We start from the raw sequence: 11,954 nt of genomic DNA on the forward strand, positions 1-11,954 counted from the left end.
GTGAGGGCCTGTCGGTCACCCCAGTCCGAGGAGGCGCCGCGCAGCCGCTGGCGACGCCTCCTCGGACTGGGGTGACCGACAGGCCCTCACACCGCGCGTTACCAGGCGGTGATGACGACGTCGTGACCGATCGACTCGTCGAGGGCGCGGTGGAGTGCGAGGCCGACGATGCACCGAAAAGCAGGTGCGACGGGGTGGGGACAGGGGTGAGACTGCTCGGGCCGGCCGGCGCCCGTCGAGTGCCCGCCATCCCCTTCATCTCCGAGGAGCCCGCGCTTGCAGGGTGTTGTCACCGTCTCGCCTTCCCAGGTGCCCGAGCTGCTGCTCAACCTGGCCACCGTCCGCCCGGTCTTCCTGTGGGGCGCCCCGGGCATCGGGAAGTCGTCCCTGGTCAGGGAGTTCGCCGACTCGCTGGGGCTGGACTGCGTCAGTCTCATCGGGACGCAGCTGGCTCCGGAGGACCTCATCGGCGTACCGCAGATCGTCGACGGCCGCTCGCGTTTCTGCCCGCCGGAGACGATCGCCCGCGACGAGCCGTACTGCCTCTTCCTCGACGAGCTGAACGCGGCCACCCCCGATGTCCAGAAGGCCTTCTACTCGCTGATCCTCGACCGCCGCATCGGCTCGTACGAGCTGCCGCCCGGCAGCATCGTGATCGGTGCGGGCAACCGTGCCACCGACAACGCGCTGGCACGGCCGATGGCCTCCGCCCTGGTCAACCGGCTCGCGCACGTCCATCTGCGGGCATCCGCTGCGGACTGGCTGGTCTGGGCGGCGGGCGCGGGTATCCATCCGTGGATCACCGACCACCTCACCGACCGGCCGGACCACCTGTGGTCCGCGCCGCCCAAGACCGAGGAGCCGTTCTCCACCCCGCGCGCCTGGCACATGCTCTCCGACGCGCTGCACTCCTTCGGACCCGCTCTGGACGAGGAGACGTTGAAGGTGCTGGCGTACGGGACGCTCACCCCGGCGCACGCCACGGCCTTCTGCGGCTACGTCAAGATCGTCCGGCACTCGTACGGGCTGGACGCCATCCTCAAGGGGGACGCCTCCTGGCCGCGCCGCATCGAGGACCGCGACCTGCTCTACTACCTCGCCGACTCCTTCCGCGGGCGTCTGATCAAGGAGCTGCCGGCGCAGCGGGAGCACGCGTCCCCGGCCGTGCGGCAGATGGCCTACCGGGCCAAGTCGCTGCTGGTGCAGTTGGCGGAGATCTCGGTCGAGGTCGCCCAGACCGTGATCGCCGACGGTGACGACGACAACCCGGTGCTGCCCTCCTGGTTCCTGCTGGAGGCCGCCCGCGACATGCCGCGCCTGGTCGAGGCGCGCCGGTGAGCGGCGCACGCGGCGACAGGTCCCGGGCGCGGTCGGCACCCCGCAAGGACCCCGCGGCCGAGGCGTTCGCCGCCGGCGTCGACCTGCTGCGCCGCAACACCGCCCTCGCCGCGCTCTCCGCCGTCAACGGCCGTCTGTGCCGCAGTGAGGAGTGCGAGGAGCACCCTCGCGACGGCTGGGCCTGCGTCACCTCCAACGGCGTCGTGCACGCCGACCCCCGGCGCCGCGCGGACCCGCAGGAGTGGGCCTGGGTGCTGGCGCACTGCCTCCTGCACCTGGGCTTCGGGCACGTGCCGGCCGCCAGGGGCCCGCGAGAACAGCCCGACCGGTTCGACCTGGCCGCCCGCTGCGCGGTGGTCAACCGCTTCCTGGACACCTTCCCCGTGGGCCGGGCGCCCGTCGCGCTGCCCCCGGTGTTCCCGGACGGCGACGAGGAACAACTGGCCGCCCGCTGGCGCCGCGACGGCATCCCCGCCGGCTTCTCGGCGTGCGGCACCGCAGGCCCGCAGCCGGACCAGGTGCTCCACCCCTGGCAACCGTCCTGGAGGGCACCGGAGGACTGGACCCTCGCCTTCGCGAGCGCCCTGACCCGGACGATGTCGGCGGCCATGGACGTCGCCGGAGGCCGCCGCGAGGAGCTCACCGGGGCCCGGCGCCCGCTGCGTCCCTGGGAGCGCGCCCTGAGCTGGTTCGTCTCCTCCTACCCGCTGCTCGGCGGCATCGCCGCCGGGATGACCCTGGTCGCCGACGCCGAACTCGCCCGCGCCCAGCGGATCTCGGTGGCGGCGGTCAACGCCGAGGCGGGGGAGATCTACCTCAACCCCCTGTGCCGGTACACCGACGAGGAATGGCGGTTCATCCTCGCCCACGAGATGCTGCACGCCGCGCTGCGCCACGGCGACCGCCGGGGCGGCCGGGACCCGTACCTGTTCAACGTCGCCGCCGACTACGTGATCAACGGCTGGCTGCTGGAGATGGGCGTCGGGCAGATGCCCGAGGGCCTGCTGCACGACCCCGCCCTGGCCGGACTGTCCAGCGAGGAGGTCTACGACCGCATCGCGCGGGACGAGCGGCGGTTGCGCCGGCTCGCCACGCTGCGCGGCAAGGGCCTCGGGGACGTGCTCGGGGAGCCGTTGCCGCGCCCCGGGGAGACCGCCCCCACGTGGGTCGACCTGGACGAGTTCTACCGGCGCGGGCTGCTCCAGGGCTTCGAACTGCACCACCGCGAGCGCGGACTCCTGCCCGCCGGACTCGTCGAGGAGATCCGCGCGCTGTCCCACCCACCGCTGCCGTGGGACGCCAGGCTCGCCCGCTGGTTCGACGAGTACGTGCCCCGTCCCGAGGCGGTGCGCAGTTTCGCCCGCCCGGCCCGTCGGCAGGCCTCCACACCGGACATCCCCCGGGCCGGCCGCAGCCACCCGCCGCAGGAAGTGGCCCGCTGCACCTTCGGTGTGGTGCTGGACACCTCCGGGTCCATGAGCCGGGCGCTGCTCGGCAAGGCGCTCGGCGCCATCGCGTCCTACGCCACCGCCCGCGACGTGACGGCCGCCCGCGTGGTGTTCTGCGACGCCGCCCCCTTCGACGCGGGCTACCTGGCGGTGACCGAGATCGCCCACCGGGTACGCGTCAGGGGCCGTGGCGGCACCGTGCTGCAGCCCGGTGTCGACCTCCTCCAGCGCGCCCCGGACTTCCCGCCGACGGCCCCGGTCCTGCTGATCACGGACGGCGAATGCGACGTCCTGCGGATACGCCGCGAACACGCCTTCCTGATCCCCCAGGACGCCCGCCTTCCGTTCACGCCCAAGGGACCGGTCTTCCGCATGCGCTGAGGCCCGGTCGGCGCAAGGAGGCCCCCGGAGCCGGAGCCGGTACCGGACGGGCACCGGCTCCCGGGACCCTCAGCCGCCGTGTTTCCGGAACAGCCCCTCCTGGACCACGGAGACCAGCAGCCGGCCCTCGCGGTCGTAGATGCGGCCGCGGGCCAGGCCGCGCGCGCCGGTCGCGACGGGGGACTCCTGGTCGTACAGGAACCACTCGTCGGCACGGAACGGCCGGTGGAACCACATCGCGTGGTCCAGGGAGGCCATGTCGAAGCCGCGCGGCCCCCACAGCGGCTCGACCGGTACGCGCACGGCGTCCAGCAGCATCATGTCGCTGGCGTACGTGAGGGCGCAGGTGTGCACCAGCGGGTCGTCGCCGAGCGGGCCCACCGCGCGCATCCAGACCGCGCTGCGCGGCTCGGCGCCCTCGATCTCCTCGGCGGTCCAGCGCAGGCGGTCCACGTAGCGGATGTCGAACGGCTGCCGTCGCGCCATCCGCTCCAACTGCTCGGGCAGTTCGCCGAGGTGTTCGCGCAGCTCGTCGCTCAGCTTCGGCAGGCTCTCCGGGTCCGGGACCTCGCGCATCGGCAGCTGGTGCTCGAACCCGGGCTCCGGCGCGTGGAAGGAGGCGGTCAGGTTGAAGATCGTCCGGCCCTGCTGCACCGCGACGACGCGCCGCGTCGTGAAGGAGCGGCCGTCGCGGATCCTCTCCACCTGGTACACGATCGGCATCCCGGGGCGCCCCGGGCGCAGGAAGTACGCGTGCAGGGAGTGCACCGGACGGCTGCCGTCCGTGGTGCGCCCGGCCGCGACCAGCGCCTGGCCCGCCACCTGTCCGCCGAACACCCGCTGGAGGCGTTCTTGGGGGCTCTGCCCGCGGAAGATGTCCTCCTCGATCCTCTCCAGGTCGAGGAGGTCCACCAGCCGCTCGGCGGGGTTGGTCATCGGGCGTGCTCCTTCGTGCGGGTGCTCGTCCTCGCGGTCACAGCGCGCCCACGGCCGTCACCTTGACCACCGCGCGGCCCTCCTCGTCGGAGGCGGTGAGGTCGATCTCGGCGGAGATGCCCCAGTCGTGGTCGCCGTCGGGGTCCGCGAAGGTCTGGCGGACCTTCCACAGCCCCTCGTCGGGACGCTCCTCGATCTGCAGCAGCTTCGGGCCGCGCGCGTCGGGCCCGGTGCCCAGGTCCTCGTACTCGTCCCAGTAGGCGTCCATGGCCTCGGCCCAGGCGTCGGCGTCCCAGCCGGACCCGGCGTCCATCTCGCCGAGTTCGCCGAACCGCTCCAGCGCGGCCAGCTCCACCCGGCGGAACAGGGCGTTGCGCACCAGCACCCGGAAGGCCCGGGCGTTGGCCGTGACGGGCTTGACCTGGTCGGCCCGCTCCTGGGCCTCCTCGGCCGTCATCTCACCGGGGTTGGCGAGCTGCTCCCACTCGTCCAGCAGACTGGAGTCGACCTGACGGACCAGCTCGCCGAGCCAGGCGATCAGGTCCTGCAGGTCCTCGGACTTCAGGTCGTCCGGGACGGTGTGCTCCAGCGCCTTGTACGCGCTCGCCAGGTAGCGCAGCACGATGCCCTCGGTCCGGGCGAGCTCGTAGTGCGAGACGAACTCGGTGAAGGTCATCGCCCGTTCGTACATGTCGCGTACGACCGACTTGGGCGACAGCGGGTGGTCGCCGACCCACGGGTGGCTCTTGCGGTAGACGCCGTAGGCGTGCGACAGCACCTCCTCCAGCGGCTTGGGGTAGGAGATGTCCTGGAGCCGCTCCATCCGCTCCTCGTACTCCACCCCGTCGGCCTTCATGGCGGCGACGGCCTCGCCGCGCGCCTTGTTCTCCTGGGCGGCGAGGATCTGCCGGGGGTCGTCGAGGGTCGACTCGATCACCGACAGCATGTCCAGCGCGTAGGAGGGCGAGTCCGGGTCCAGGAGCTCGAACGCGGCCAGCGCGAAGGTGGACAGCGGCTGGTTGAGCGCGAAGTCCTGCTGCAGGTCCACCGTCAGCCGGACGATGCGCCCCTCCTCGTCGGGCTCGTCCAGCCGCTCCACGACCCCGCCGGCCAGCAGGGAGCGGTAGATCGCGATGGCCCGCCGGATGTGCCGCAGCTGGGACCTGCGGTCCTCGTGGTTGTCCTCCAGCAGCCGCCGCATGGCGTCGAAGGCGTTGTCGGGGCGGGCGATGACCGACAGCAGCATCGCGTGGGTGACCCGGAACCGGGAGGTCAGGGGCTCGGGATCGGAGGCGATGAGCTTCTCGAAGGTGCTCTCCGTCCACCCGACGAAGCCCTCGGGCGCCTTCTTGCGCACCACCTTGCGGCGCTTCTTGGGGTCCTCGCCGGCCTTCGCGAGGGCCTTCTCGTTCTCGATCACGTGCTCCGGCGCCTGGGCGACCACGAAGCCCGACGTGTCGAACCCGGCCCGCCCGGCGCGGCCCGCGATCTGGTGGAACTCACGGGAGCGCAGCACGCGGACGCGGCTGCCGTCGTACTTGGTGAGGGCGGTGAAGAGCACCGTGCGGATGGGCACGTTGACGCCGACACCGAGGGTGTCCGTGCCGCAGATGACCTTCAACAGGCCCGCCTGCGCCAGCTTCTCCACCAGGCGCCGGTACTTGGGCAGCATGCCGGCGTGGTGCACCCCGATGCCGTGCCGGACGTAACGCGACAGGTTGCGGCCGAACTTCGTGGTGAAGCGGAAGTTCCCGATGAGTTCCGCGATGGCGTCCTTCTCGGCGCGCGTGCACATGTTGATGCTCATCAGCGCCTGCGCCCGCTCCACGGCCGCCGCCTGCGTGAAGTGCACGATGTAGACCGGGGCCTGGCGGGTCTCCAGCAGCTCGGTCAGCGTCTCGGTGAGCGGGGTCAGCCGGTACTCGTACGACAGCGGCACCGGCCGCGTCGACGAGCGCACGACGGACGTGGGCCGGCCGGTACGGCGGGTGAGGTCCTTCTCGAAGCGCGTGACGTCGCCGAGCGTCGCCGACATCAGCAGGAACTGCGCCTGCGGCAGCTCCAGCAGGGGGATCTGCCACGCCCAGCCCCGGTCCGGCTCGGCGTAGAAGTGGAACTCGTCCATGACGACCTGGCCGACGTCGGCGTCCTTGCCGTCCCGGAGCGCTATCGACGCCAGCACCTCGGCCGTGCAGCAGATGACGGGCGCGTCCGGGTTGACCGAGGCGTCGCCGGTCAGCATGCCGACGTTCTCGGTGCCGAAGAGCTTGCACAGGTCGAAGAACTTCTCCGACACCAGCGCCTTGATCGGGGCGGTGTAGAAGGTGACCTCGTCCCGGGCGAGCGCGGCGAAGTGCGCACCGGCCGCGACCAGGCTCTTCCCCGAGCCGGTGGGGGTGGACAGGATGACGTTCGCCCCCGAGACCACCTCGATCAGCGCTTCCTCCTGGGCGGGGTAGAGGGAGATGCCCCGGCCCTCCGCCCAGGACGAGAAGGCCTCGAAGAGGGCGTCGGGATCGGGCTCTGCAGGCAGCTGATCGATGAGGGTCACACCCCCATCTTGCCTGTCCCCGGGACCAGGGGAGGAACCGGCGGTACGGAGGAAGATCGACCGGCGGTATGGTGTGCCGTCGATTACGCGTCAACTCCGCCTGCAGGCGGGTCGAAAGGGGCGGGGCACACCATGATGGGACCGGCGCACTCTATCTCCGGAGCGGCGGCATGGCTGGGGGTGGGAGCACTCGCCGCCGCGCTCGACCACCCGATGCCCTGGCCGACGCTCGTGGTCGGCGCACTGATCTGTGCCGGCGCCGCCCTCGCCCCCGACCTCGACCACAAGGCGGCCACGATATCGCGGGCCTTCGGGCCGGTCTCCCGGTGGTTCTGCGAGATCGTCGACAAGCTCTCGTACGCGACCTACAAGGCCACGCGCAAGGCCGGTGACCCGCGCCGTTCCGGTGGTCACCGCACACTGACCCATACCTGGGTGTGGGCCGTCGCGATCGGCGGGGGCGCCTCGCTGATCGCGGTGTACGGCGGGCGCTGGGGGGTCCTGGTGATCCTGTTCGTGCACGCCGTGCTCGCCGTCGAAGGACTGCTGTGGCGGCAGGCCCGGGTCTCCAGCGACATCCTGGTGTGGCTGCTCGGCGCCACCAGCGCCTGGGTGCTGGCCGACGTGCTGGACGGCACCGAGAACGGCAAGGGCTGGCTGTTCACCGAGCCCGGGCAGCAGTACCTGTGGATCGGCATCCCCATCGTGCTCGGCGCCCTCGTGCACTGCATCGGCGACGCCCTGACCGTCTCGGGCTGCCCGATCCTGTGGCCCATCCCGATCGGCCGCAAGCGCTGGTTCCCGCTGGGCCCGCCGAAGGCCATGCGGTTCCGCGCGGGCAGCTGGGTCGAGATCAAGGTGCTCACGCCGATCTTCTTCGCCGCCGGCGGCCTGGGCGCGCTGGGGGCACTCGGCATTTTCGGCGGCTGAGCCCGCCATCCCCGTCACGCCCGTGGCCCCGGCCGTCGCAGGACGGCCGGGGCCACGCGCATCATCACGGACGAGCACAGGCCTAACCGTGCCAGGACCGCCACAGGGCGGCGTAGGCGCCGTCGGCCTCCACCAGCTGGTGGTGGCTGCCCAGCTCGCTGATCCGCCCGTCCTCGACCACTGCGATCAGGTCCGCGTCGTGCGCGGTGTGCAGGCGGTGCGCGATGGCCACCACGGTCCTGCCGTCCAGCACACGGGCCAGCGACCGTTCCAGATGGCGGGCCGCGCGCGGGTCCAGCAGCGAGGTGGCCTCGTCCAGCACCAGGGTGTGCGGGTCGGCGAGGACCAGCCGCGCCAGCGCCACCTGCTGCGCCTGGGCCGGGGTGAGCGCGGCGCCGCCCGAGCCGACCTCGGTGTCCAGGCCGTCGTCGAGCGCCCGTGCCCAGCCCTCGGCGTCGACCGCGGTGAGCGCTGCCCACAGCTCGTCGTCACCCGCTCCCGCGCGTGCCAGCAGCAGGTTGTCGCGAAGCGTGCCGACGAAGACGTGGTGCTCCTGGTTGACCAGGGCCACGTGCTCGCGGACCCGTTCCGCGGGCATCCGGGCCAGCTGTGCGCCGCCCAGGGTGATCTCGCCGGCCCGCGGGCTGTAGATCCCGGCCAGCAGCCGCCCCAGCGTCGACTTGCCCGCCCCCGACGGGCCGACCAGGGCCAGCCGGGTGCCGGGGCGGACCCGCAGGCTCACCCCGTGCAGCACGTCGCTGCCGGCGCGGTAGCCGAAGCGCACCTCGTCGGCGTGGACGTCGCGGCCGTCCGGCGCCACCCGCTCGTCCCCGGAACCCTGCTCGACCTCCCGGACGCCGACGAGCCGGGCCAGCGACACCTGGGCCACCTGCAGCTCGTCGTACCAGCGCAGGATGAGGTTGATCGGGTCGACCAGCATCTGCGCGTACAGCGCGCCCGTCGTCAGCTCGCCCACCGTCACGCGGCCGTGCAGGACCAGCGTCCCGCCGATCAGCAGCACCGCCGCGAGGATCAGCATGTACGTCACGTTGATCACCGGGAAGAGCACACTGCGCAGCCACATCGTGTGGCGCTCCCACGCCACCCACTGGCGGATGCGGATGCGCGACAGCTCCTCGCGGCGGTCGCCGAGCCGGTGCGCCTCGATGGTGCGCCCGGCGTCCACCGACTCCGCGAGGACCGCCGAGACGGCCGCGTAGCCGGCGGCCTCTGATCGGTACGCCCGCGGCGCGCGCCGGAAGTACCAGCGGCAGCCGGCGAGCAGCACCGGTACGGCCACCAGCACCGCCAGTGCCAGCGGCGGCGAGGTGACCATCAGCGCGCCGAGCAGCAGTCCGCTCCACACCACGGCGATCGCCAGTTGCGGCACGGCCTCCCGCATCGCGTTGGACAGCCGGTCGATGTCGGTGGTGATGCGGGACAGCAGGTCGCCCGTGCCCGCCCGCTCCAGGACACCGGGGGGCAGCCCCACGGACCGTACGAGGAAGTCCTCGCGCAGGTCCGCCAGCATCCGCTCGCCCAGGATCGCGCCGCGCAGCCGCACCTCCCGGACGAACACCGTCTGCACGGCGAGCGCGGCGGCGAACAGCGCCATGGTGCGTCCGATGTGCAGGTCGCGGTGGCCCGCCGCCAGGTCCTCGACGAGCCCGCCCAGCAGATAGGGGCCGACCATCGAGGCGACGACGGCGACGGTGTTCACCGAGACGAGCACGGCGAACGCACCCCGGTGCCGCCGGGCCAGCTCGCCGACGTAACCGCGCACCGTGGCGGGCGAGCCCACCGGCAAGGTCGTCACGTGCCGTGGCGCGGCCGGGTCGTACTCCGGCGGTTCCACGCCGATCATGCGGTTTCCTCGGCTTTCTCGAGACGTGCGGATTCCTCGGGCGCCTGCTCGGTCTCGCGGGTGACCACCGCGCGGTAGCCGAGGTCGGCCCGGAGCAGTTCGCGGTGCGTGCCGGACGCGCGCACCGTGCCGTCCTCGACGAACACCACCCGGTCGGCGCGGTCCAGCAGCAGCGGACTGGAGGTGAGGACCACCGTCGTCCGCCCGTCGCGCAGCGCCCTGATGCCCTGGGCGATCCGGGCCTCGGTGTGCGTGTCGACGGCGCTGGTCGGCTCGTCCAGCACCAGGACCTCCGGATCGGCGACGAGTGACCGGGCCAGCGCCAGCCGCTGCCGCTGGCCGCCCGACAGGGACCGTCCGCGCTCGGTGATGCGGGAACGCATCGGGTCGCCCGAGTCGTCCACCGAGGCCTGGGCCAGTGCGTCGAGCACGTCGCCGCACTGCGCCGCCGCGAGGGCCTCGGCCGCGGTGACCTGGCCGGAGGCGGGCACGTCCAGCAGTTGCGTCAGCGTTCCCGACAGCAGCACCGGGTCCTTGTCCTGGACCAGCACGGCCGCGCGGGCCGCCGCGAGCGGCAGGTCGTCCAGCGCCGTCCCGCCGAGCAGCACCGAGGGGCCGTCCCCGGTCCCGGCCGGGCTGTGCCCGCCCAGCCGGTCCGCGAGGGCGCCGGCCGCGTCCGGGTCCCCGCACACCACGGCGGTCAGTTCCCCGGCCGGGGCGAGCAGCCCCGTCAGCGGGTCGTGGAGGTCGCCCGCCGGCAGCGGTCCCGTGCCCGCCGTGGCTCCGCCGTCGTCGCCCGCGGTGTCCCGCCGCAGCGCCAGCACGGCGGCGGCGCGCTTGGCGGACGGCCGGGAGAAGGAGTACGCCATCGCGATCTCCTCGAAGCCCCGCAGCGGGAACAGCAGGAAGACCACCGTCCCGTAGACGGTGACCAGTTCGCCCACCGTGATCCGTCCGTCCAGCGCCAGCCGCGCGCCGTACCAGGTCACCGCGAGCAGCAGCAGGCCGGGCAGGGCCACTTGCACGGCGCTGATCAGCGCCCACATCCGGGCGTTGCGGACGGCGGCGCTGCGGACCTCCTGGGAGGCCCGCCGGTAGCGGGACAGGAACAGCTCCTCGCCGCCGATGCCGCGCAGCACCCGCAGTCCGGCCACGGTGTCGGAGGCGAGTTCCGTGGCCTTGCCCGCCTTGGCACGCTGCTCGTCGGCGCGCCGCGTCGCGTGCGGCAGCAACGGCAGCACCGCCAAGGCCAGTACGGGGACACCCGCGGCCACGATCAGCCCCAGCTCGGGCCGGTACACCAGCAGGGCGACGGTGACGCCGACGGTCGCCAGCAGGGAGCAGGCGAAGCGGGCCAGTGCCTCGACGAACCAGCCGATCTTCTCGACGTCGCCGGTGCTCACCGCGACGACCTCGCCCGCCGCGACCCGCCGGGTGAGCAGCGAGCCCAGTTCCAGGGTCTTGCGCGACAGCAGGAGCTGCACCCGGGCGGCCGCGGAGATCCAGTTGGTGACGGCGGTGCGGTGCAGCATGGTGTCGCCGACGGCGGTCACCACGCCCAGGGCGAGGATCAGGCCGCCCGCGAGCGCGAGCCGTCCGCCGGAGCCGTCGACGACGGCCTGCACGGCGATGCCGACGGCGGCCGGGAAGCAGGCCACGGCCGCCATGTGGAGGGTGCCCCACAGCGTGGCCTTGATCTGGCCGCCGATCTGGCGCTGTTCCAGCCAGAGCAGGAAACGGAAGCCGGAGCGGGTGTCGGGGACACCCGGGTCGGCATGGGGGAGAGCGCGTAGCGACATGACATCCCGACATCGATGCTGGGGTGGGAGGAGACGTGCCAGCGTCGCGTCACAGAGGTGATGAATTCAACCCGTTTTTTCCCGGGGCGGGGGAACGGGACACGGTCCGCATCCGTCCTCACCGAAGGGTGCGAAGATGGGACGCGACTTCAGGGAAGTGGGGCGGTTCGAGTGAGGCGTGGGGCGGGGACGGTGGCCGTCGCGGCGGCGCTGGTGCTGCTCGCCGGCTGTGCCGGGGGCGCGGAGGAGCACCGGGACACGTCGGCGCACGCCGTGAAGCAGCCGCCGCGCGCCACCCAGGCGGCCGCCACGCGTGGGATACCGGGCGTCGGCCCCGCGCTGCGGTCCCGCATCCCGGCGGACTCCCGCCAGGTCGTCGCGGTGTACGGGCAGGGTGCGGGATCGGCCGACTCGACCATCGTGCTGTACACCCGGCAGGGCGACCTGTGGAAGCGCGAGCGCTCGTGGTCCGGGCACAACGGAAAGGGCGGCTGGACGACCGACCACCACGAGGGGGACAAGAAGAGCCCCGTGGGCGTCTTCACGCTCTCGGACGCGGGCGGTGTCCTGCCCGAGCCGCGGGCCAGGCTCCCCTACCACCACTCGTCCGCCTTCGCCGCGCCGCGGTCGTGGTCCCGGTCGCACTGGCACGACTTCGACCTGGTCATCGCCATCGACTACAACCGGGTCAAGGGCACGTCCCCGCT

General features: G+C 72.8%; 8 protein-coding genes. 4 read left to right on the top strand and 4 right to left on the bottom strand.

Annotation, left to right across the window (positions count from 1 at the left end):
- The first annotated feature begins 276 nt into the window (after positions 1-276).
- The gene (locus PV350_RS39000) at positions 277-1,338 is read left to right on the top strand and encodes an ATP-binding protein (RefSeq protein WP_499515461.1); all 1,062 of its coding nucleotides are present in this window, start codon (positions 277-279) and stop codon (positions 1,336-1,338) included.
- Complete coding sequence (locus PV350_RS39005; protein ID WP_500338179.1) at positions 1,335-3,167, top strand: vWA domain-containing protein; 1,833 nt, start codon at positions 1,335-1,337, stop codon at positions 3,165-3,167. The genes PV350_RS39000 and PV350_RS39005 overlap by 4 nt, the downstream gene beginning before the upstream one ends.
- 69 nt (positions 3,168-3,236) lie before the next feature.
- Here the strand turns inward: PV350_RS39005 and PV350_RS39010 are convergent, their stop codons facing one another.
- Positions 3,237-4,103 (bottom strand): acyl-CoA thioesterase, encoded by an 867-nt coding sequence (locus PV350_RS39010; RefSeq protein WP_500338181.1) that lies wholly within the window; start codon positions 4,101-4,103, stop codon positions 3,237-3,239.
- A gap of 37 nt (positions 4,104-4,140) precedes the next feature.
- On the bottom strand, positions 4,141-6,654 hold the full coding sequence (locus tag PV350_RS39015; protein WP_500338183.1) for a DEAD/DEAH box helicase: 2,514 nt from the start codon (positions 6,652-6,654) through the stop codon (positions 4,141-4,143).
- 132 nt (positions 6,655-6,786) lie between these two features.
- Between PV350_RS39015 and PV350_RS39020 the strand changes: the two genes are divergently transcribed.
- Positions 6,787-7,584 (top strand): metal-dependent hydrolase, encoded by a 798-nt coding sequence (locus PV350_RS39020; protein ID WP_499515465.1) that lies wholly within the window; start codon positions 6,787-6,789, stop codon positions 7,582-7,584.
- 82 nt (positions 7,585-7,666) lie between these two features.
- Here the strand turns inward: PV350_RS39020 and PV350_RS39025 are convergent, their stop codons facing one another.
- Both PV350_RS39025 and PV350_RS39030 read right to left on the bottom strand, forming a co-directional pair.
- A complete protein-coding gene (locus PV350_RS39025; RefSeq protein WP_500338185.1) occupies positions 7,667-9,448 on the bottom strand; it encodes an ABC transporter ATP-binding protein in 1,782 nt (593 codons plus the stop codon).
- Positions 9,445-11,247, bottom strand: a complete 1,803-nt coding sequence (locus PV350_RS39030; RefSeq protein WP_499515467.1) for an ABC transporter transmembrane domain-containing protein — start codon at positions 11,245-11,247, stop codon at positions 9,445-9,447. The genes PV350_RS39025 and PV350_RS39030 overlap by 4 nt, the downstream gene beginning before the upstream one ends.
- A 192-nt stretch (positions 11,248-11,439) precedes the next feature.
- Here PV350_RS39030 and PV350_RS39035 point away from each other — a divergent pair.
- Positions 11,440-11,954, top strand: a 515-nt coding sequence (locus PV350_RS39035; protein ID WP_500338187.1) for a hypothetical protein, incomplete at its 3' end; no start/stop codon positions are given.

It is taken from the genome of Streptomyces sp. PA03-6a (genome assembly GCF_033792765.1).
GTDB lineage: Bacteria > Actinomycetota > Actinomycetes > Streptomycetales > Streptomycetaceae > Actinacidiphila.